The organism is Clostridium sp., from assembly GCF_029258205.1.
In the GTDB taxonomy this organism is placed as follows: Bacteria; Bacillota; Clostridia; order Clostridiales; family Clostridiaceae; genus Sarcina.
Window position 1 is genome coordinate 22,585 of sequence record NZ_JARHZJ010000026.1, and the last position, 23,892, is coordinate 46,476.

Annotated in this window: 17 protein-coding genes and 1 tRNA gene; 16 read left to right on the forward strand and 2 right to left on the reverse strand. The window is 28.4% G+C overall.

Annotated elements, in window-relative coordinates; all coding sequences use genetic code 11:
* Positions 1-17: 17 nt before the first annotated feature.
* From Q1J60_RS03515 to Q1J60_RS03545, 7 genes are all read left to right on the forward strand, one after another.
* Positions 18-4,457: a glycosyl hydrolase family 95 catalytic domain-containing protein gene (locus Q1J60_RS03515; protein ID WP_300258578.1), complete on the forward strand. Its 4,440-nt coding sequence runs from the start codon at positions 18-20 to the stop codon at positions 4,455-4,457.
* Positions 4,458-4,599: 142 nt separating this feature from the next.
* Positions 4,600-5,208: a 50S ribosomal protein L25 gene (locus Q1J60_RS03520; RefSeq protein WP_300258580.1), complete on the forward strand. Its 609-nt coding sequence runs from the start codon at positions 4,600-4,602 to the stop codon at positions 5,206-5,208.
* A gap of 154 nt (positions 5,209-5,362) precedes the next feature.
* Positions 5,363-7,090, forward strand: coding sequence for a phospho-sugar mutase (locus Q1J60_RS03525; RefSeq protein ID WP_300258583.1), 1,728 nt, complete (start codon positions 5,363-5,365; stop codon positions 7,088-7,090).
* Positions 7,091-7,345: 255 nt separating this feature from the next.
* Positions 7,346-8,443, forward strand: coding sequence for a tetratricopeptide repeat protein (locus Q1J60_RS03530; protein WP_300258586.1), 1,098 nt, complete (start codon positions 7,346-7,348; stop codon positions 8,441-8,443).
* Positions 8,444-8,458: 15 nt separating this feature from the next.
* Complete coding sequence (locus Q1J60_RS03535; protein WP_300258589.1) at positions 8,459-9,175, forward strand: WecB/TagA/CpsF family glycosyltransferase; 717 nt, start codon at positions 8,459-8,461, stop codon at positions 9,173-9,175.
* Positions 9,175-10,464, forward strand: a complete 1,290-nt coding sequence (locus Q1J60_RS03540; RefSeq protein WP_300258592.1) for a glycosyltransferase — start codon at positions 9,175-9,177, stop codon at positions 10,462-10,464. The genes Q1J60_RS03535 and Q1J60_RS03540 overlap by 1 nt, the downstream gene beginning before the upstream one ends.
* 42 nt (positions 10,465-10,506) lie before the next feature.
* On the forward strand, positions 10,507-11,142 hold the full coding sequence (locus Q1J60_RS03545) for a cyclodeaminase/cyclohydrolase family protein (protein WP_300258595.1): 636 nt from the start codon (positions 10,507-10,509) through the stop codon (positions 11,140-11,142).
* Between the two features lie 296 nt (positions 11,143-11,438).
* Here Q1J60_RS03545 and pdaA read toward each other — a convergent pair whose 3' ends face one another.
* A complete protein-coding gene (gene pdaA, locus Q1J60_RS03550; protein ID WP_300258598.1) occupies positions 11,439-12,236 on the reverse strand; it encodes a delta-lactam-biosynthetic de-N-acetylase in 798 nt (265 codons plus the stop codon).
* A 158-nt stretch (positions 12,237-12,394) separates the two neighbouring features.
* Between pdaA and ychF the strand changes: the two genes are divergently transcribed.
* Positions 12,395-13,492: a redox-regulated ATPase YchF gene (gene ychF, locus Q1J60_RS03555; RefSeq protein ID WP_300258601.1), complete on the forward strand. Its 1,098-nt coding sequence runs from the start codon at positions 12,395-12,397 to the stop codon at positions 13,490-13,492.
* A 100-nt stretch (positions 13,493-13,592) separates the two neighbouring features.
* Here ychF and Q1J60_RS03560 read toward each other — a convergent pair.
* Positions 13,593-13,689 (reverse strand) — tRNA-Sec (locus tag Q1J60_RS03560).
* A 356-nt stretch (positions 13,690-14,045) separates the two neighbouring features.
* Here Q1J60_RS03560 and rsmH point away from each other — a divergent pair.
* The 8 genes from rsmH to Q1J60_RS03600 all read left to right on the forward strand — a co-directional run bounded on the left by rsmH (position 14,046) and on the right by Q1J60_RS03600 (position 23,886).
* Positions 14,046-14,978: a 16S rRNA (cytosine(1402)-N(4))-methyltransferase RsmH gene (gene rsmH, locus Q1J60_RS03565; RefSeq protein WP_300258604.1), complete on the forward strand. Its 933-nt coding sequence runs from the start codon at positions 14,046-14,048 to the stop codon at positions 14,976-14,978.
* A 72-nt stretch (positions 14,979-15,050) separates the two neighbouring features.
* Positions 15,051-15,479, forward strand: a complete 429-nt coding sequence (locus Q1J60_RS03570; RefSeq protein WP_300258606.1) for a septum formation initiator family protein — start codon at positions 15,051-15,053, stop codon at positions 15,477-15,479.
* Between the two features lie 188 nt (positions 15,480-15,667).
* The gene (locus tag Q1J60_RS03575; protein ID WP_423249105.1) at positions 15,668-17,887 is read left to right on the forward strand and encodes a stage V sporulation protein D; all 2,220 of its coding nucleotides are present in this window, start codon (positions 15,668-15,670) and stop codon (positions 17,885-17,887) included.
* Between the two features lie 94 nt (positions 17,888-17,981).
* Positions 17,982-19,436, forward strand: a complete 1,455-nt coding sequence (locus Q1J60_RS03580) for a UDP-N-acetylmuramoyl-L-alanyl-D-glutamate--2,6-diaminopimelate ligase (protein ID WP_300258612.1) — start codon at positions 17,982-17,984, stop codon at positions 19,434-19,436.
* 12 nt (positions 19,437-19,448) lie between these two features.
* Positions 19,449-20,810, forward strand: a complete 1,362-nt coding sequence (locus Q1J60_RS03585) for a UDP-N-acetylmuramoyl-tripeptide--D-alanyl-D-alanine ligase (RefSeq protein ID WP_300258615.1) — start codon at positions 19,449-19,451, stop codon at positions 20,808-20,810.
* A gap of 49 nt (positions 20,811-20,859) precedes the next feature.
* Entirely contained in the window at positions 20,860-21,831 is a 972-nt protein-coding gene (gene mraY, locus Q1J60_RS03590; RefSeq protein ID WP_300258617.1) for a phospho-N-acetylmuramoyl-pentapeptide-transferase, read from the forward strand.
* Positions 21,832-21,857: 26 nt separating this feature from the next.
* Positions 21,858-22,982 carry a stage V sporulation protein E gene (spoVE, locus tag Q1J60_RS03595; protein ID WP_300258619.1) on the forward strand — a complete coding sequence of 375 codons (1,125 nt, stop codon included), beginning with the start codon at positions 21,858-21,860 and terminating at the stop codon, positions 22,980-22,982.
* A 157-nt stretch (positions 22,983-23,139) separates the two neighbouring features.
* Positions 23,140-23,886, forward strand: a complete 747-nt coding sequence (locus Q1J60_RS03600) for a cell division protein FtsQ/DivIB (protein WP_300258621.1) — start codon at positions 23,140-23,142, stop codon at positions 23,884-23,886.
* The last annotated feature ends 6 nt before the right edge of the window (positions 23,887-23,892 follow it).

Consider the following 23,892-nt stretch of genomic DNA (forward strand, 5'->3'; position numbering starts at 1 on the left):
TATTAGGGGGAGTATTTATGAAAAGAAAATTCTTAAAGAAAATAGCATTGTTAGTTTCTTTGATGGTAGTAGGTCAATCAGTTTATACTTTTGCTAAGTCTAGTAGGTTTAATGAATTAGAAAATAGTACTTTAAATGAAAATATTGATCTAGACAAATTAGCTTTATGGTATGATGAGCCTGCTACAAAATGGGAAAATGAGGCTCTTCCAATTGGAAATGGATATATGGGGGGAATGATTTTTGGAAGTGTATCAAGTGAAAGAATACAATACAATGAAAAAACTCTATGGTCTGGTGGACCAGGAGTATGGGAAGGTTATAATGGAGGCAATAAAGAAGGTGCTTGGGAAGCTGTTAAAGAAATAAGAAAAATATTAGCTGAAGGGAAAACTCCTTCAAATGATTTATACCAAAGAGTATGTGGTAATCAAAGAGCTTATGGAGCTTATCAAAATTTTGGAGATATATTCTTAGATTTTAAGTCTCATGAAGATAACAAGGTGACTAATTATAAAAGAGAGCTTAATATAGAGGAATCTTTATCTACAGTTAAGTATAACTATAAGGGTGTTAATTATGAAAGAGAATATTTCTGTAGCTATCCTGATAATGTAATGGTTATCAAATTAAAGGCTGATAAAGCTTCTTCTTTAACTGTAGATGTTAGAAATGAAGGGGCTCATAATGGGAAAAAGCTTTCTGTAGAAAATAATACTTTGATATTAAGTGGTTCAATAGAAGATAATGGAATGAAGTATGAATCTCAAATTAAGGTTATTAATACTGGAGGATCAATTCAAGATAAAAAAGATAGAATAAGTGTTGAAAATGCAGATGAAATAACAATAGTAATGAGTGCAGGAACAGATTATATAAATGAATATCCAACTTATAAAGGCGAAGACCCACATTCAGCAGTAACTGAAAGAATTAATAATGCTGTAAATTTAGGATATGATAAGTTAAAGAGTAGGCACATAGAAGACTATAAAAATTTATTTGATAGAGTGAATTTAAATTTAGGAGAACTTAAATTAGATAAGCCTACTGATGAAATGTTAAATGAATATAAAACAAATCAATCTAATAGCTTAGAAACTTTATTCTTCCAATATGGTAGATATTTATTAATATCATCTTCAAGGGAAGGTAGTTTACCAGCTAATTTACAGGGAGTTTGGAATAATTCTAATAACCCACCTTGGAGTTCAGATTATCATTTTAATGTAAATATACAAATGAATTATTGGCCAGCAGAAGTTGCTAACTTATCTGAAACTGCTATTCCATTAGTTGAATATGTAGAAAGTTTAAGAGAACCAGGAAGAAAGACAGCACAAATGCATTGTGGAATAGAAGATGCTATTGAAAATAAAAATGGATGGACGGTAAATACAATGAATAATCCTTTTGGCTTTACAGCTATGGGATGGGAATTTGATTGGGGATGGGCTCCTACGTCTAATGCTTGGATAAGTCAGAATCTTTGGGATCATTATAAGTTTACTGATGATAAGGAATATTTAAGAGAAAATATATATCCTATTATGAAAGAAGCTGCACAATTTTGGACTCAATTTTTAGTTGAATACACTCATAGTGATGGAAAAACCTATTTAGTTTCTTCACCAAGTTATTCTCCAGAACATGGTCCTAGAACTGTAGGAACAACTTTTGACCAAGAACTTATTTGGCAATTGTTCACAGATACTATAAAAGCTAGTGAAACTTTAGGAATAGATGAAGAGTTCAGAGTAGAGCTTGAAAATAAAAAAGAGAGATTATTAAAACCTCAAATAGGTAAATATGGACAAGTTCAAGAATGGAAAGATGATATAGATACTCAAAATGATAATCATAGACATATTTCTCATCTTGTAGGACTTTATCCAGGAACTCAAATAAATCAAAAAGATACCAAAGAATTATATGAAGCAGCAAAGGTTACTATGAATAATAGAGGGGATGGAGGAACAGGATGGTCTAAAGCTAATAAAATAAATCTTTGGGCTAGATTATTAGATGGAGATAGAGCACATAGATTATTAAAAAATCAATTAACAACAAGCACTTTAGAAAATTTATTTGATACTCATCCACCTTTTCAAATTGATGGAAATATGGGAGCTGTTTCTGGAATGGCTGAAATGCTTGTGCAAAGTCATTTAGGAACAATAAATCCATTGCCAGCATTACCAACAGCATGGGAAGATGGAAGCTTTGATGGACTAAAGGCTAGAGGAAATTTTGAGATTTCAGCTAACTGGAATAATAATTCATTAAATCTTCTAAAAGTAAAATCTGGTTCAGGAAATGATTGTTATTTGGAATATCCAGGAATAAAAAAAGCTATTATAATTGATGTTAATGGAAATAAAATAACTCCAGAGGTTGTTTCAGAAAATGTAGTTAAGTTCAAAACAGAAGTTAATGGAGAATATAAAGTTGAAGGAATACCTATGGAGAAACCAGAAAAGGTTAATGGATTAAAAGCTTTAAGAAATGGAGATAACTATGTTTCATTAAAATGGAATAAGACGAAATTTGCAGAAAGTTATGATATTTATAGAAAAGGTGAAGGTGATTTTGAATTAATAGCTGAAGATATAAAAACAGAAGAATTCATTGATGAAAATGCTCCTTCAAATGATAATTATAGCTATGTATATTATTTAGTGGCAAAGAATTCAGAGGGTCTAGGAGAAGCATCAGAAAAGGTTTCAGTTGAAACAAATGTTTATTTGAGTGAATTAGAATGGAAAAGTGGATCTACTGGATATGGAGAAATACAAAAAGATGCTAGTTGTGATGGAAATATAATAACTTTAAAAGGTGAAAATGGACAGAATGTTTCTTATGATAAAGGAATAGGAACTCATGCTAACTCAGAGATAGTATATAGTTTAAAAGGATTGGATTACTATGATTATTTTGAAACATTTGTTGGAGTAGATCAAGAAATGGCTGGTACTATGGCATCTATATCTTTTGAGGTTTATTTAGATGATGAGAAGGTTTTTGATAGTGGACTAATGACAGGTGATACAACACAACAACATGTTAAGGTTCCTATAAGTGGTAAAAATATACTTAAATTAGTTGTAAAAGATGGAGGTAATGATATAGGATCGGACCATGGAAGTTTTGGAGATGCTAAGTTAACAAAAGTTCATACTAATAGTAATGCAGATCTTAAGTCTCTAAAAATCAATGGAAACTATCTAGAAGGATTTAATGGAAGTAAATATGAATATTCTTATGATCTTAAAAAGGGAGAAAACTTACAAAATCTAAATATTGAGGCAGAAACTTTTATTTCAGAGGCTAAGATTGAAATTAAAAAACCAGAAGAACTTCCAGGAGAAGCAGTAGTAAAAGTTACATCTAAGGATGAAACTATGAATAACGAATACAAAGTTTTAATAAATCCATATGTAATTGTGGAAGAAAGTGTAATTGCTGATTATAATTTTGAAGATTACTCTAACTTAGGAGAAGATAGCTCTAAAAATAGTTTTCATGGAGAAGTAAATGGTACAGTTTCTCAGGTGGATTCAAAGGATGGAAAAGCTGCTGATTTTGGTGATGGATATATAAATATTGAAAGCAATGATTTGTTAAAACTAGATGATAATATAGTTATAGAAACTGAAGTTTATTTAGATGAATACACCAATTACTGGCAAAAAATAGCTCAAAAAATAAATAATGGGACAGGAAAGGGTGGATTCTTAATAGATATATCTCCTCAAGGGAAATTAAGATTTCATGCTGAAGGAGCAATAACTCAATTTATATCTAATAAAGCAATTCCTTTAAATAAATGGACAAATATAAAAGTTATTTTTGAACATTCAAAGGGTGAAGCATCTATTTATATAAATGGAGAATTAGATAAGACAGTAAAGCCAAGTTCAGTTTTAGAAGTTAGTGATTTACCACTTATTATAGGAGCTGATGTAAATGGAAATGATAAATTGAAAGGGAAAATGAATAAGTTAACTATTTCTTCAATAAAGCGTAGAGTAGCTAGTAGTAATGCTAGTTTAAGTGATATTTCTGTCAATGGAAAAACTATTGAAAGTTTTAAAAAGGATGTATTTGACTATGAAATAGAATTAGAAGAAGGAACAAATGCTGTTCCAGAAATAACAGCTATATCAGAAGATTCAAATGCTACTATTAAAGTGAAAAATGCTGAATTTTTACCAGGAGTTGGTAAAATTAAAGTTGTAGCAGAAGATGGTACAGAAAATATATATACAATTAACCTAAATCTTAAAGTGAAAAATCCTTTAAAAGCAGATTTTAACAAGAATGGAGAAATAGATTTAGGAGATTTATCTATGGTATCAAAATACTTTGGATCAAATAATAGTGAGTTTGATCTAGATGGAGATGATTTTGTTGGAGAATATGAAATAAATTTTGTATCTACTGAACTTCTAAAATAAAAAATAGAGATAAAATTAATTTAAAGGAATATATCATTTTGATATGTTCCTTTATTTATAGAAGAAAGATTAAATATAAGAAATTAAAATTAATGAATAATAAAATAAATTTTGGAAATAATACTTAAAAGGAGGGATGATGATGGAAAATTTAAAAGTAAATCAAAGAGAAAAAAATACTAGACATTCAAGTAGAAAGTGTAGAAGAAAAGGATTAGTTCCTGGAGTTATATACGGAAAAGGAATTAATAATTTCTTATTTGAAATAGGAGAACTAGAACTTAATCATGCTCTTTCTGTAACTGGTGAACATGGACTTTTAAACATAAATTCAGAAGAGGGTTCTTTAAATACTCTTATAAAAGAAGTTCAAAGAGATCCTGTAACTAGAAAGGTATTACATATAGATTTAGAAAAGGTTGAAGGTAATGAACAAATAGAAACAGTAATTCCTATAAATTATGTTGGAGAAGAATATATAAATAAATTAGATGCAGTGTTACAAAAGAATATAGATAGCATAAAGGTAAAGTGCTCCCCGTCTAATATTCCAAAGGTAGTAAATTTAGATGTAGGAAGAGCTAAGCCAGGAGATCAATTTAAGATTGTAGATGTAGAATTTGGAAGTGAAATAACAGTAATTGATGATTTAAATTCTATAGTAGCTTCTGTAAGTTATGATCAAAAGATAATAACTCAAGATGTAGTTGATCAAGAAGTAGCTGAAAATAGAGCTAAAAAGGAAAGTTAATATAAGTTTAATATAAATTAGAGTAAAAATGGTATTATTTTGTTTACAGTTCCATTTTTACTTTTTTTGTTTTCAAATTTAAAAATATTGTAGTATAATATCTGTGAAAATAAAATATATAATCCTTATAGAGATTTAAAGGGGAGAGAGTAAAGTGTATAGAGAAATATATGAAGAATGGTTAAATTCTGATATTATTTCTGAGGAAATAAAGGCGGAATTAAGAGACATAAAAGATGATAAAGAAATAGAAGATAGATTTTATAAGGAATTAGATTTTGGTACCGGTGGATTAAGAGGTGTTATTGGTGCTGGAACTAATAGAATAAATATCTATACTGTAGGGAAGGCTACTCAAGGATTTGCAGATTATTTAAATCATAATTATTCTGGGGAAAAATCTGTTGCAATAGCTTATGACTCAAGAAATATGTCTAAAGAGTTTGCAAAAGCGGCTGCTTTAACTCTTTGTGCCAATGGAATAAAGGTTAATCTTTTTGAATCTTTAAGACCAACTCCAATGTTATCCTTTGCAGTAAGAGAATTAAATTGTAATGGAGGTATTGTTATAACAGCATCACATAATCCAAAGCAATATAATGGATATAAAGTTTATGGAGATGATGGATGTCAATTAACAGATACTCCTGCAAAAGCTGTTATTGGATATGTTAACGAAGTTACAGATTACTCTAATATAAAGACAATGAGTGAAGAAAAAGCTTTAAAAGAAGGGCTTTTAGTTTATATTGGTGAAGAAATAGATAAAAAATATATAGATGCTTTAAAAACTTTAGCTATAAGAGAAGAGTTAGTTAAAAAGTATGCTAAAGATTTAAAAATAATTTACACTCCAATTCATGGTTCAGGAAATTTACCTGTAAGAAGAATATTAAAAGAGTTAGGATATGAGAATGTCTTTGTTGTTAAAGAGCAAGAGATGCCAGATGGAAATTTCCCAACAGCTCCATATCCAAATCCAGAAGACCCAAAGGTATTTAAATTAGCTTTAGAAATGGCTAAAGAAATTCAACCTGATATAATATTTGGAACAGATCCAGACTGTGATAGAATAGGTGTTGTTGTTAAAGACAATAACGGAGAATACCAAGTATTAACTGGTAATCAAACAGGAATGTTACTAACTAACTATATATTAAGTTCATTAAAGGAAATGAATAAACTACCTGAAAATGGTGCTGTTATAAAAACTATAGTTACTACAGAGTCAGTAAGAAAAATGACTGAAGAATATGGAGTAACTTTAATAGATACATTAACAGGATTTAAATATATAGGTGAAAAGATAAAAGAATTTAAGGAATCAGGTTCAAATGAATATTTATTTGGATTTGAAGAAAGTTATGGTTACTTAGCTGGAACTTTTGCTAGAGATAAGGATGCTGTTGTAGCTTCAATGTTAATAGCTGAAATGACTCTATATTATAAAGAACAAGGAAAAACTCTTTATGATGGTTTAATAGAGCTTTATAATAAATATGGTTACTTCAAAGAAAGTTTAGTGTCAATAGAACTTGCTGGAAAAGAAGGACAAGAACAAATAGCTAAGTGCATAGATGGATTGAGAAATGATGCTTTAAAAGAAATGAATGGAGTTAAAGTTGTTACATCTTTCGATTATAAATTAAGCAAAGAAGTAAACAACTTAACTGGAGAAGAAAAAGAAATTAAACTTCCAAAATCAAATGTTTTAAAATATGTTTTAGAAGATGATTCTTGGTTTGTTGTAAGACCATCAGGTACAGAGCCTAAGATGAAGATTTACTTATCAGTAAAAGGTTTAAGTTTAGAAAATTCAAAAGAAAAAAATGAAAACTTTAAAAATGCAATAATGGAAGTAATTAATGCTAAATTAAAATAGTTTAAAGTAAACAAAGAGCTATGTTAATATAACTTATAAGTTATAAATATAGCTCTTTTTATATTTTTAGAGCTTAATACACAAAAGAGTTAATTAAAGTGTTATAATATATAACTAAATACTAAGATGAACTAATTTTTATTTTGTGATAAAATAAAGTTCGAAATTTATGATATATAATAAAATCTAGGTTTATAAATTTTATTTTTAGATAGAATTAAAATAGTTAATAAGAGTAGTTAAGGAGATAGATATATGAGTTTTAATACATTTGCAAAAGAGAAATTATCACAACTTTTATTTTTAGAAATAGATGGAGATGGATTTGTTAAAAGCTTAGGCAAAGATCCAAAAGAAGTTAATATAAAAGAGTTGTATATTCCAATAGATCCTAAACATTTATCACAGGACGTTAAGAGTGGATATAAATTAGAATCTTTACCAATAAACTATTTAGTTGAAGGAATGTTTTTGGCTTTAGGTGGAGATAAGAATTTTAAATTTAATAATGAGTATAAAAAATTAATTCCACTAATAGATGATGCTATTCCATGTGTTAAAAAGATAGTAGCCGATAAGGTTAAGGAAGAAAACATGGTTGAAGCATTTATGCTTTTAAAGGGATTAACTGAAATATCAGATGAGGCTGAAGTTTATGAAAATCTTCTTTTAATATGTGAATCTTTAAGAGAAAGAAATAAAGCTTATAATGAAACTCAACTAGAAATTTGTGATAAATGTAAAGCAAATAGAAGTGATTTAGCTTTTCCATACCTTTATTCAGCAATAGCTTACAATGACATGGGACAATATGATAAAGCTTATGTTGATATAAATGAATATTTAGCTAAAGGTGGGGAAAGAAATGAAATAGTTGAGGCTTTATATAATGAGATAAAAGATTCAGCTGATTATGAAGAAGGAAAAGAAGAGTTAATAGAAGAACCAGAGGATGCTTTAAAAAGACTTCTTCCTTTAGCAGATAAATTTCAAGATAATGCTATTTTAAGATATTATATTGCAACAGCTTATAGAAGACTTGGAAATTTTGAAAAGGCAATTTATTACTTAAATGAATGTTTATCAATTGACGATAGTATAGTTGAAGCAGTAAATGAAATGGGAATAAATTATGCATCTTTAGGAATATATGATGAAGCTGTTAAATATTTAAGAAAAGCCTTTGAAAGTACAAGAGATATAGAGGTTTGTACTAACTTAATAGTTTGTTATTTAAATGCAGGAAAAGTAGAAGAGGCAAAACAGCATTTAGATATAGCAAAGGCTATAAACAAGGATGATGAAATAGTAAAAGAAATAGAAACATTTATGAAAAATAATAATATTAAATAGCCTTAGGAGCAGAATATGTATAAGGAGTTATTAGGATACAAGATATTTTCAGATAATAAACAGGAACTTTTAAAAGAGATTGAAAATAAAAAAAGAGTTAATATAATATCTGGAAATCCAGAGGTTTTATATAATGGCATAAACAATGAGGTTTTAAAAAATAGTTTTACTAAAGAAGATGCTTTAATAATTCCAGATGGGGTAGGGACTCTTCTTGCGGCTAAGATTAATGGAATAGATATTAAAGAAAAAATAGCTGGCATTGAAGTTATGAATATGCTTTTAGAAGAAGCTAGAGATAAAAATTTAAAAGTGTTTTTATTAGGAGCTAAGGAAACGACCTTAATTAAATGCAAGGAAAAAATAAAAGAGAACTATAATGGGCTTAATATAGCTGGAAGTAATAATGGTTTTTTTGATTTAGACAATTGTGATGATTTAATAGAAAAAATCAATGAAAGTGAGTCTGACATACTTTTTGTAGCTATGGGAGCTCCTAGGCAGGAATTATTTATAGAAAAATACAAGGATAAACTTTGTTGCAAAATTTTTATGGGTGTTGGTGGAAGTTTTGATGTTATGGCTGGAAATGTAAATAGAGCTCCGCAATTTATGATTAACATAGGGATGGAGTGGCTTTATAGAGTAGCTAAAGAGCCGTGGAGAATAAAAAGATTAGGTAAAATACCAAAGTTTTTATTGTTATCAGTTAAAGAAAGAGGTAAGAAGTAATGAAAATTTTATTTATAGCTTGTTATTCTCCTATGATAAATAATTCAGCATCCATTGAAACTCTTATGTACTTAAATAATTTATGTAATATAGAGAATAATGAGGTACATCTTTTAACTGTAGATTTTCCTAAAAACTCTATATATTATGATGAGGAAATATTAAAGCTGTTAGACAGTAAGGTAAAGGTTCATGCTATTGAAGGTGGAAAATTATTTAATAATATTATGCCAAAAAAATATATAGGTACTAAAGAAGAGGAGAGGTCTTCTTCTAATAAAAAATCTAGTAGTAAAATTAAACTTATGAGAAAAATTAAAAATAAAATAATTTTTCCTGACATGTATTATAACTGGAGTTTTAAAGCCTCAAAGTATGGTGAGGAACTTATGGATAAAGAGAAGTTTGATGTTATATTTTCTATGCATGAGCCACCATCTAGTCATCTTTGTGCTTTAAGAATAAAAAGGCATTTTAAAGAGATTCCTTGGGTTTTATATTGGAGTGATCCTTGGATTAATGATCCATCAAGAGAGGATATTGGCTTTATAAGAAAATTCATAGAAGGTAGACAAGAAAAATCAGTAGTATCAAATGGTGATAGACATATATTTGTAACTGAAGAAAATAAAAAAGATTTTATGGAAAAATATAATGTAAAAGAAGATAAAATGTTTATCGTAACTAGAGGATACAATAAAGCTATATATGAAGAAATTGAAAGAGAACAAAGACCAGAACTTTTAAAGAACAATAAGATAAACTTAATTTATGCTGGAGAAATTTTTAGTAAAATTAGGGATTTAAGACCTTTTATAAAAGCTTTAAAGGAATTAGAGAAAAAAGATAAGGAACTATTTAATAGATTAAATATAATATTCTTTGGAAATATAGATGATGAAAATATTAAAGAAGAATTAAAACAATTTTCTAATGTTAGTGTTAATGGAAGAATTGATTATAAGGAAGCTTTAAGATATATGATACATGGAGATATTCTTCTTGTTTTAGGAAACAAAAACTCTAAGCAAATACCTGCTAAAATATATGATTATTTAGGAACAAAGAATCTTATTATGGTTATATTAGGAGATGAAAATGACCCTATTAAAAATGTTGTAACTAATAAGGAAAAGTGTATAGTTAGTGCAAATACTTATGAGGCTATAATAAATGATCTAAATAGGTGCAGAGATTTAATAGATTCAGGTAAGGAATTTAAGGCAAATCAAGAATATGAATGGAGTAGTATAGGTAAAAAGCTAAATAATATATTAAAATTAAAGTAGATAATAATATATGTATAATAATATATGATGGAGGGGTATTTAATGAAAAATGAAAAAATTAAAGATTTTATAGAAAATTTAGGTTCAAATTCATCAGCGCCTGGTGGTGGAGCAGCAGCAGGTATTGTTGGGGCTGTTGGAGCTGCATTAACATCAATGGTTTATAGTTTAACTGTTGGAAAAAAAGCTTATGAAGCATTAAGTGAAGAAAATAAAAATAAACTAGATGAAAATCTTGAAAATGCAAAAAAAACTTATAATGAAATGTTAGATTTTATGAACAAAGATGAAGAAGCTTTTACTGCATTAATGGATTGTTATAAGTTACCTAAGGAAACTGAAGAAGAAAAAAATTTAAGAAGTGAAAAAATAGACGAATGCACTTTAGGAGCAATGATGGTTCCATTAGAATTAAGCAGAAAAGCTTTAAATTTTTTTGAAAATGTAAAATTTGCCGCAAAGTATGGAAATAAAAATTTAATTTCAGATGCTGTAATAAGTGCTATAATGCTAAGTGCTTGTATAGATAGTTCTATAGTTAATGTAGAAATAAACTTAGGATTTTTAAAAGATAAAAACCTAGTAACAAGTGTAAAAGAGGAAATAATATATATAAGAAATGAAAGTAACAAATTAAAAGAAGAAATTTTAAAAGAGAGTGGTTTTTTACAAAACTAAGAAGAATATAAGAAATAAAATTGTTAGATAAATAATAAGGGGTCTATATAAAGATATAATAATAAAACTTACAAACATATTAAGAGAATTACTAACTTTCGCTAAGAATTTATAATTATTATTCCAAAGATATTACTAAAACTTCGAAACTTGCTACGCTTAGAATAATATAAGTTTTTACGCAATATATTCTACATAATAATTTAAGTTCTAAAGATTATCTAGATATTTTCTTTATATTGTTTGTAAGTTTTATAAAAATTTATTTTGATAAAATCCCAATAGCTTATTTACTATTATTCTTGTTTAGGAGTTAAATCATTTAAAGATTTAAATTCATAACCATTAGATTTTAACTCTTTTATAATTTCATCTAAAATGGCAGTGTTAGTATCTGATACGGCATGAAGTAAAGCTACTTCACCATTATGAACTTTACCTAATATTTTTTTCTTAGCAGCTTCTTTAGAAGGTTGTTCATCAACTAACCAATCTTTATAAGCAAAACTCCAAAAAACAGATGCATAACCAAGTTCTTCAGTATAGGCTAAGGATTGTTCACTGTATTTACCCATTGGAGGTCTAAAGAATTTAGGCATTTCTTTTCCAGTAATATTAGAATATTCCTCTTCAACTTCAGTAAACTCTTTTGTAAATTTATCTTTATCAAGTATTTTAGCCATAGATGGATGGTGAGAAGTGTGATTACATACAAGATGGCCCTCTTCATCCATTCTTTTTATAAGGTCTGGATAGTCTTTTATATATGGTCTTGTTACAAAGAAAGCAGCAGGAACTTGATTTTCTTTTAATATATCAAGTATTTTTGCTGTATTACCATTTTCATATCCTTCATCAAAAGTAAGAAAAATTTCTTTTTTTGATGTGTCTCCACAATATATAACTTTATGATTACTTATATAAGGAGTTTCTTTTGGCCCGTGAGGAACACCTTCATCTTTGTTAAAAGAATAATACCAGTTAAATTCTTTTGTGCAAGGGCTATTAAAATTTTTTGCATTTACTTTTGTGTTTAAAGCAATAGATAAAATCATCATTATTGAAAATAATAATGAAAAAATTTTCTTAATCATAAAATATCACCTCAAATTTATTATGTGTTATATATTAGTATTAATTTGTATTTTTAAGTGGATAATTAGGAAACATAATACAGTTGTTGAAATATATATTAAGCTAGAGTATAATCATTAAGTATGAAATTAAATATAAGAAAGGGACGTGTACATAGATGAAATTAGGAATGGTTGGATTACCGAATGTTGGTAAAAGTACGTTATTCAATGCTATCACAAAAGCAGGAGCTGAATCAGCAAACTATCCTTTCTGTACAATAGAACCAAATGTAGGTGTTGTAAGTGTACCAGATAAGAGATTAGATGTTTTAGAAAAAATATATAATACAAAGAAAAAAGTATATACTGCAATAGAGTTTTATGATATAGCAGGATTAGTTAAAGGTGCTAGTAAAGGTGAAGGATTAGGAAATAAATTCTTATCACACATAAGAGAAGTTGCAGCTATCGTTCATGTTGTAAGATGTTTTGATGACGAAAATGTTGTTCACGTAGAAGGTTCTGTAGATCCAATAAGAGATATAGAAACTATAAACTTAGAGCTTATCTTTGCAGACTTAGATGTTCTTGAAAGAAGAATGGAAAAGACTATGAAGTTAGTAAGATCAGGTGATAAAAATGCTAAGTTTGAGTATGATGTAATGGAAAGATTAAAAGCTCACTTAGAAGCAAATAAACCTGCTAGAACTTTAGAAGCTACTGAAGATGAAGAAGCTTTCGTAAAAAGCTTATTCTTAATAACTTCAAAACCAGTTTTATATGCTTGTAACATATCAGAAGATGATATGATGGAAGGAAACTTAGATAATGAGTATGTTCAAAAAGTTAGAGCATATGCTGAAACTGAAAATTCAGGAATAATGGTTGTTTGTGCTAAACTTGAAGAAGAATTATCAGGATTAGATGAAGAAGAAAAAGCTGAAATGTTATCTGAGTATGGATTAGAAGAATCAGGTCTTGATAAACTTATACAAGCAAGTTATAAATTATTAGGATTAATGAGTTACTTAACTGCAGGTGTACAAGAGGTTAGAGCTTGGACAATTAAACAAGGAACTAAAGCTCCACAAGCAGCAGGTAAAATTCACTCTGATATAGAAAGAGGATTCATAAGAGCTGAGGTAGTTTCTTATGATGATTTAGTAGAATGTGGTTCAGAAGCAGCTGCTAAAGAAAAAGGTGTTTATAGATTAGAAGGTAAAGAATACGTGATGAAAGATGGAGATATAGTTAATTTCAGATTCAACGTATAAACGTATAATATAAAAGAAAAAAATTATCGTCAAATTTAACCAACATTTTTAGATGAAAAAAGAGCTATTTGAAGTTTTCTTCAGATAGCTCTTTTCTTTGTGGCGGGAATATGTGGGAATCGAACCCACCAATGATGGTATTAGCACCACAACTAGGTTTTGAAGACCTGTAGAGACACCAGCCCCTATCTACTCCCATAATATTTTTAATTTTACATCAAAATAAATATAATGTCAAATTTTTTTCTAATGATACTTTAATTATATAAACTCATAAATAATGAATATTGAAAGGAATTTTTAATTTTTTATAGAATAATGTATAATAAAATATAATATATAATAGGAAAATGGTTGCAATAGAATTAGATTGTAGTGTAAATTAGTAAGAGGCATAATAATTTACATATTGTTTATAATAAATATGTTTAAAAATGTTTATTAATAAAATTAAGCATGATAAATTAAAGCTATTAAGCTATATTATACAGTATATAATATGATTAAGAAAATCAAATGATGATAAGGAATTAAATTTTTAAGGAGTATTTATATGGAATTTAAACATGTTTCGGTTTTGCTAGATGAATGCATAAATGCTTTAAATATAAAAGAAGATGGTATATATGTAGACTGCACATTAGGTGGTGCAGGACATTCAAGTGAAATAGTAAAAAGGTTATCAAGTGATGGTAGACTAATAGGATTCGATCAAGACAAAGATGCTTTGAAAGCTGCTGGAGAAAGATTGAAAGAGTATAAAAATGTTACATATGTTCATAGTAATTTCTATGATATATATGATGTATTAACAGACTTAGGAATAGAAGGAGTAGATGGTATTCTTATGGACTTAGGAGTTTCTTCTTATCAATTAGATAATGGAGAAAGAGGATTTAGTTATATGCAAGATGCTCCTTTAGATATGAGAATGAATAGAGAAAATGAATTTTCAGCATATGAAATAGTTAATACATATTCAGAAGAGGAATTATATAGAATAATCAAGGAGTATGGGGAAGAAAAATTTGCTAAAAGAATAGCAAGTTTCATAGTTAAAAATAGAGAAGAGAAAAATATAGAAACTACTTTAGAATTAGTTGAAATAATTAAAGCCGCAATTCCAGCAAAGGCTAGAAGAGAAGGTCCACATCCAGCTAAAAGAACATTCCAAGCTATAAGAATAGAAGTTAATAAGGAACTTGAAATTATAAGTAAGACTATTTTAGATGGAGTTAAGAAACTTAATAAAGGTGGAAGAATGGCAATAATAACATTCCACTCATTAGAAGATAGAATTGTTAAAAATACATTTAAAGAATTAGCTAATCCATGTACATGTCCAAGTGAGTTTCCAGTATGTGTTTGCAATAGAAAACCAGAAGTTAAACTTATAAGTAGAAAACCTATAGAGGCTAGCAAGGAAGAGTTAGAATTTAATCCAAGAAGTAGAAGTGCTAAGTTGAGAATAATAGAAAAATTATAAGATTATATATTTAAAAAGCTTTATTACATTTTTAAGTAAAGGGAATAAAAATTAATTGGAGAGGTATTGTAGATGATTGTAAAAGAGTTTGATTATAATGGTAGTTCAGCACTTAAACCACAAAGAAAAAAACAAACTATACCAAGTAAAGAAACTTATGACAAGAAAAAGAAAAAAATCGAACAACAAAGAAGAAAAAAACAAAAAGATAAAAAAATAAGAAAAAGTGTATATCAAATAGTACTTCTAATATTAGTTGTTGGTGGGATAACAATAAGCAGAGATGTAAAAGTTTATAAAACCCAGCAGCAATTGGACTCATTAAATAAAGAAATAAATTCTGTTATAACAGAAAATGAAGCTTTGAAGGTTCAAATATTAAAGGCAAGTTCTTTAGATAAAATAGAGAATATTGCTAAAAATAAATTAAAAATGATATTACCAACTAAGGAAAATATGATTAAGTTAGGCGAAAGCCAAGCTACTGAAGGTAAGCAATAGGGAAATAAATTAGGATGTACTTTTATTACTATTTTAAGAGTGCATCCATAATTTTTTATAAGGGCTACAAATTTATTAATTTAATTTTAAGTAGATAATATGATAAATTTAGTGGGAATCTTAAATTTTCATAAAGTGAATTTTAAAAATAAAACTCATTTTATTTAACTTACTACGGAGGGCTAATGGTGGAAAAAAAGAAAAACAAAGGATTTAAAGATTATAAAATAACAAAATCACTTATGGTTGGAAGAACATATTGGATTATGATAATAGTATGGGGTCTACTAGGAGTATTAACCTTAAGATTATCATATATAATGATTTTTAAGCATAAAGAATATGGTTCTATGGCAGAAGAACAATGGAAAAATGAAATAAAAATAGGTGCTAAAAGAGGAGATATATTAGATAGAAATGGATCTCAATTAGCCGTTAGTGCTAATGTTTATAGGGTAGATTTAGATCTTAAAACTCTAAGAGAAGATACGTTTACTAAAGAAGATACTGATGATACAAAAAAAGAAAAACTTAATAAAATTGCAGGAGAGCTCAGTACTGCTTTAGATATGCCGAAAGAAGAGGTGTATGATAAGATAAATACTACTTTGCCCTCAGGATTGCCAGCGACATCTGTTACTTTAGTTAGAAAGATAGAAAAGGATAAAGCGGATAGTGTTAAAAATTTAAAGATAAGAGGAGTAATAGTTTCACAGGATACAAAGAGATATTACCCAGATAATAATTTTTTAGCTCAAGTATTAGGAAGAGTTGATGCAGATGGTATAGGTCAAGGTGGTATAGAGCGTGAATATAATTCGGAATTATCAGGATTGCCGGGAGTGAGAATATCAGAAGTTGCAAGAAATAGCAGTGGTATACCTTATTCAAGTTCTGAATTTGCAAAGCCTGTTGATGGTAAAGATGTTAAATTAACTGTTGACGAAACTATACAGTATTTTGCAGAAAAGGTTGCAGAGAAAGGTAAAGAAGAATATAAAGCAGATGGAGTTAGTATAATAGTTATGAACCCTAAAAATGGAGAAATATTAGCTCTGGCTAATAAACCAGACTATAATCCTAATCAACCTTATAAAGGTTATGAAAATTTCCCAGGTAAAGATAAAACTGAGAAAATGGAAAATATGTGGAAAAATGATGCTGTATCAAATGCATTTGAGCCAGGATCTATATTTAAAATGGTAACAGCTTCAGCTGCTGTACAAGAAGGATTAGCAGGAGGAAATGAAACTTATTTTTGTCCAGGTGGAAAAAATGTAGCTGGAACTTATATAAAATGTTGGAAGCCAGAGGGACATGGAACTGAAAATTTTGATCAAATATTAGAGAACTCTTGTAACGTAGGGTTTATGGATATAGGTCAAAAACTTGGAAAAGAAAAATTAAATGAATATATAGAGAAGTTTGGATTTGGTAAACAGACAGGAATAGATTTGCCAGGAGAAACACCAGGTATAGTATTGCCAAATAATAAAATAGGTCCAGTAGAACTTGCAACTATATCATTTGGGCAAACAGATAGTGCTAGTTCAGTTCAAATGATGGCAGCTATGAATACAATTGCTAATGGTGGAACATGGATACAACCTCATATAATGAAGGAAATAAGCCATGAAGACGAAAGTGGTGCAAGAGTAGTGGATAAAACTTTTGAACCTAAAAAGATTAATAATATAATAGATCAGAAAACAGCTATGAGGGTTTCAGAAGCATTAGAAAGAACTGTTCATTTTGGATCTCCTAAGAGAGCTTATATAGAAGGATATGGAATAGCAGGTAAAACTGGTACAGCTGAAAAGGTTAAGGCTAGTGGTGGATATGGAGCAGGATATGTAGCATCTTTTGCTGGATTTGCTCCATACAATAATCCACAGATTTCAGTTTTAATATCTGTAGACAATCCAAAGGGAGAATACTTTGGTGGATTAGTAGCAGCACCATTAGCTCATGATTTATTTAGTGATATATTTAACTATATGGAGTTAGATAGTTCAAATATGGATAAAAATAAGGTGAAAGAAGAGACTGTACCAGATGTTAGAGGAATGAGCTTAGATAAAGCCAAAAATATTTTAAATCAAAATAATATAAAATATTCTATAGAAGATGGGGGAAACTCTGTACTTGATATGAATCCTAAACCAGGATATACAATTAAAGAAGGAGAGGAAATTAAACTTTACACTAAAACTACTTCAAATTATAATAAAGATGTTATAGTGCCAGATTTCAATGGGCTTTCAATGGAAAAAACAAAGGAAATTTTAAATAAAATTGGTTTGAAAGGTACATTTACAGGAGAAGGAGTTATTAAGGAACAAAGTATAGCTCAAGGTGATGTAGTTAAAAGTGGTACATCAATAGAATTTAAGTTAGATAAGAAATAATGATAGTTAAAAACTAGCATGTGAGTAAACTCACATGCTAGTATTTTGTGAATTTAACGATTGTTTAGTGCATAGTATTTAAGGAGTGAGAAAAATGATTCTTAAAAGTTTATTAAAGGGCTTAGATTATGAAGTTATAAAAGGTAATGAAGAGTCAAAAGTACAAAATATAAGATATGATAACAGAAAAATAGAGCAGGGAGATGCCTTTGTTTGTATAAAAGGCTTTAAGGTGGATGGACATTCCTTTGTTAGTGATGCTATTAAAAAAGGGGCTAAGGTGTTGATAGTTCAAGATGAAGTAAATGTTCGAGAAGACATAACAATAATAAAGGTTAGAGATACTAGAAAAGCTTTAGCAATAATGTCTTCAAATTATTTTGGAAATCCAAAAGATAAACTTAAAATAATAGGGATAACAGGAACTAATGGTAAAACTACTTCAGCTTTTATTATTAAATCTATTTTAGAAAAAGCAGGATTAATGACAGGTTTAATAGGAACTATAGCAAACTATATAGGAAATAAAAAAGTAGATGCAGTAAGAACTACACCAGAATCTTATGAACTTCATGAACTATTTAAAAATATGGTTGATGCTGGAGTAGAATATTGTGTTATGGAAGTTTCATCACATTCTCTAGATTTAGATAGAGTATATGGAATTCAATTTGAAGAAGGAGTTTTTACTAATTTAACTAGAGATCATTTAGATTTTCATAAAACCTTTGAAAACTATTATAATGCTAAATTTAAGCTTTTTGAAAGAAGTAATCATAGTATCATAAACTTAGATGATCTATATGGAGCTAATATAGTTAAGGATATAGAAGAAAGAGGAGTAAAGACTAAGGTTTCTACTTTTTCAATTGAAAAAGAGTCAGACTTTAAGGCTTTTGAGATTAAAAGTCACTCAAATGGTTCAGAATTTAAGGTGAATTTAGAGAATGTAGAAGAATTTTCTATAAATATTCCTGGAGAATACAATATATACAATTCATTAGGTTGTATAATATGTGCACATAACTTAAATATTTCAATTGACAAAATTAAGAAAGGATTAAGTGATGTGTTGATACCAGGAAGATGTGAATTAGTAGCAAAGGAGAAAAATTTACCTTATAGCATAATAATAGATTATGCACACACACCAGATGGATTAGAAAATATTTTAAGTACAGTAAAAGCCTTTACTAAAAATAGAATGATATCTGTATTTGGTTGTGGAGGAGATAGAGATAAGGTTAAGCGTCCTCAAATGGGTAAAATAGGATGTGAATTATCAGATATTGCAATAATTACTTCAGATAATCCAAGAAGTGAAGATCCAATGGATATAATTAATGACATAGTAAAACCACTTACTTATGATAACTTTGTTATTGAAGTTAATAGAAAAGATGCTATAAGAAAAGCAATGGATATAGCTTTAGAGGGAGATGTTATTGTTATAGCTGGTAAAGGACATGAAACATATCAAATACTAAAAGATGAAACAATACACTTTGATGAAAGAGAAGTTGTATATGATATTTTAGAAGGCAAGTAGAGGTGTTAAAAAATGCTAGAGTTAAATTTACAAGAGATTGTAAAAGCTACTAATGGAGCTTTATTAAAAGAAGCCGATGTGAAAGAAATAAAGGCTGTATCAACAGATACAAGAAAAATAGAAGAAGGAACTATGTTCATTGCTTTAAAAGGTGAAAATTTTAATGGAAATAACTATGTTTTAGATGCGTTTAATAAAGGAGCTAAAATTGCTATAGTTGATGAAGTTAAATGTGACTTAAATGAGTTAAAAGATAATGTAGCTTTAATTAAGGTGGAGAATACTGGAAGAGCTTTGATGGATTTAGCTAAGTTTTATAGAGAAAAATTAGGATTAAAGGTTGTTGGTATTACTGGTTCAGCAGGAAAAACATCTACTAAGGATTTAGTGGCTGCTGTTTTAAGTGATAAATATAAAGTTTTCAAAACAAAGGGAAACTTTAATAACGAAATAGGATTACCTCTAATGATATTAGAATTAGATAGCACATATGATGTTGCTATTTTAGAAATGGGAATGAGAGGGCTTGGACAAATTAGAGAACTTGCAGAAATAGCATCCCCTGATTTAGGTATTATAACTAATATAGGTATTTCTCACATAGAAATATTAAAAACTAGAGAAAATATATTAAAAGCTAAAATGGAAATAGCAACTTTCTTTGATAAAAATAATACTCTTGTTGTTTGTGGAAATGATGACTTTTTAGAAGCTTTACCTAATGCTGAATATAAAATAGTTAAAACTGGAGTTGGAGAAAATTTTGAAATAGGAGCTAAAAATGTATCTTTAGAAGAACTTTCATCTAAATTTACAGTTTATGATGGAGAAATAGAAGAGGAGTTTTCTTTAGATATGCCAGGAGAACATAATATAAGTAATCTTATGTTAGGGGTTGCTATATCAAAAGAGTTAGGGGTTTCCTTTGAAGAAATGAAAAAGGGCTTAAATAATATTGAAGCTACTTCAATGAGATTAGAGCTTATAAAAAAAGATGGATTTTCAATTTTAAATGATTGTTATAATTCAAGTCCAGTAGCTGTTAAATCAGCTATAGATGTTATGAAAAATATAGAAGGAAAAAGAAGAATAGCAGTTTTAGGGACAATGAGAGAACTAGGACATAAATCAGAGGAAGCTCATGAGGAAATAGGTAAATATGCAAAGGAAAATGGAATAGAAAAAGTACTTTGTTTTGGTGACTTCTCAGAAAATATTAAAGAAGGATATGGAGAAGGATGTACTGTATATGAAAATAAAGAAGAACTAATAAATGATTTACTTAACATTATATGTGATGGCGATATTATATTAGTTAAGGCATCTAGAAGTTTAAAATTTGAAGAAATAACTAAAGCATTATTAGAGAAGTAAATGGAACTAAGGAGGTGAAGCTGCTTAATAGTTTAAGTAGCAGAATTTTATGGAAATTTTAAAGTCAATGATAGATCCAAAGATAGTAATGGCAATAGTAATAAGTTTTATAGTAGCATCAATATTAGGACCTATTATAATTCCACTACTACATAAACTTAAATTTGGACAAAATATAAGAGAAGAGGGACCAAAGAGTCACTTAAAAAAAGCTGGAACTCCAACTATAGGTGGATTAATATTTATTTTCGCAACTATTATAACAATGTTTATTATGGTTGGAAATCCAACAGATGAAGCTATGATAGCCTTATATTCATTTATAGGATTTGGTTTTGTAGGATTTTTAGACGATTTACTAAAGATAATAAAGAAGAAAAATGAAGGATTAACATCAGGACAAAAAATGATTTTATTATTAATCGTATCAGGATTTTTAACTTGGTATGCTTATAAGTATATAGGAACTAGCATTAATATACCATTCTTAAATGGGCAAATTAACTTAGGATTATTTTATATACCAGCGGCAATGTTCTACTTTGCAGGAGTAACAAATGCGGTAAACTTAACAGATGGATTAGATGGATTAGCTACATCAGTTACTGTTTTAGTAACTACATTTTTAGGGATAATTAGTTATAATTTAGGACACATAAGTTTAGCAATATTCTGTGTTGCTTTAGCAGGTGCATTACTTGCTTTCTTAAGATTTAATGCATTCCCAGCTAGAGTATTTATGGGAGATACAGGTTCTCTTGCTTTAGGAGGGGCTGTAGCAATGGTGGCATTAATATTAAAAATGCCTTTAATACTAGTGTTAATAGGAATTATTTATGTAATAGAAACACTTTCCGTTATATTACAGGTTGCTTCATTTAAGCTTACAGGTAAGAGAATATTCAAAATGGCTCCTATACATCACCATTTTGAACAATTAGGTTGGAGTGAGACTAAGATAGTTTCTGTATTTTCTATAATAACAGTAGTATTTTGCTTCATTGCCTTTGCTTCACTTTAGAAAATTCCTAAATAGGAGGTTTTTAAATGAAGAAAAAAAAGACTACTAAAAAGCGTAATATTAAACAATTGGATTATGGACTTTTATATACAATAGTTATTTTATTAGCTATTGGGGTGGTGATGGTTTATAGTGCAAGTTCATATTTTGCTATGGTTAACTATAATGATAGTACAGCTTTTTTTAAAAAACAGGCTTTCTTTGCAATAGTTGGATTTATAGCCATGATATTTATATCAAGATGTGATTACCATAAACTTAAAAAATTAACTGGGCCACTTCTTTTTATAACACCGATATTATTAGTTGCGGTTTACGCATTCCCAGAAACAAAAGGAGCGCAAAGATGGATAAAGTTAGGACCACTTTCTTTCCAACCATCAGAACTTGCTAAATATGCAGTAGTTATAATATTAGCTCATATGATTACAAATAAAGGTGAGCGTATTAAGGAGTTTTGGAAGGGGATAGTTCCTTGCTTTGTAATAGGGGGAGGATTTGCAGCTCTTATACTTGCACAGAAAAATCTTAGTATAGCTGCTGTAACTGGTTTTGTTACTTTCATAATGGTTTTTGTTGCAGGAGCAAGAAAAATATTTATGTTTGGAGTAATAACGCCACTAATTTTATTTGCAGGCTCATTTTTTACATTATTTGAGGACTATAGAAGAAGAAGACTTTTAAACTTTATTAATCCTTGGAAAGATCCAGCTGGTGATGGATATCAGCTTATACAATCATTTTATGCTTTAGGAGCAGGTGGAGTTACTGGACTTGGAATAGGACAATCAAGACAAAAAACTCTATATATGCCAGAGCCACATAATGACTTTATATTCTCAATAATAGGAGAAGAATTGGGGTTAATAGGATGTACAGTAGTAATAATATTATTTGTAATATTTGTTTATAGAGGAATAAAAATAGCAATGAGTGCTAAAGATGAATATGGAACTTTATTAGCAGTAGGAATTACTTCAATTATAGGATTACAAGCTATAATTAATATTGCCGTTGTAACAGGTTCGATGCCAGTTACAGGAGTTCCACTTCCATTCATAAGTTATGGAGGAACTGCTTTAGTATTTAACTTAATGGCTATGGGAATTCTTCTTAATATATCAAGACAAAAAAATAAAAATATTGATTAAAGGCGTTTTATACGCCTTTATTTTTTATTAAATTATAAGTAGAATTTTAATAGTAATTTTTTACTATTAGTAATATTTTCTTAAAAATTTAATGAAAAAAATCTAGTAAAATGATATTATTGTTATTGAAATGCAAAATAAAGAAATAAGGAGTAATATGAGCACGAATATAAATGAATATATACAAAAAAAGAAAAGAAAAAAGACAAGAAAGAAAATTATATTAATTAGTATAATACTTGTTGTTATATTAGGATTAATTTTAATTAAGACACCTTATTTTAATATAAAAAAAGTTAATGTTAATAATAATAATGTTATAACTAAAGAGAGTGTAATAGGAAAAAATGATATTTTAAATAAAAATATATTCTTGATTAATACTGCAGCTTTGAAGAAAAAAATATTAAGTAATCCATATGTTAAGAGTGTTAAAATATCAAGAAAGCTTCCAGATCAATTAAGTATAAATATAGTTGAAAGAAATGCTACATTTATTGTTAATGATGGTGCTGATTTTTATGTTTTAAATGAAAATTTAGTAATAATGGAAAAGAAAAATTCAGATGAAGGCTTGCAGTTACCTATAGTAACTGGATTAACTGTAGAAAATAGATTTTTAGGAGAACCTATGAGTACAGATAAGGATAAAGTTGAGGTTTTAAAAGAGATTGGAGAAGCTTTAAATAAAAGTAAAATAAAAGTAAACTCTGTAGATATATCTAATCTTAATAATATTGTTATAAATAAGGGTGAAGTTAAAATATTTTTAGGAAATTCAGAGAAATTAAGTGATAAGTTAACTAAGATGGTTAATATATTAAATGATCCAGCAGGAAATTTTGAAAAGGGATATATAAACATAAGCTTTAATGGTAATCCTGTAATATATAAAGAAAAGTAAGGAGGA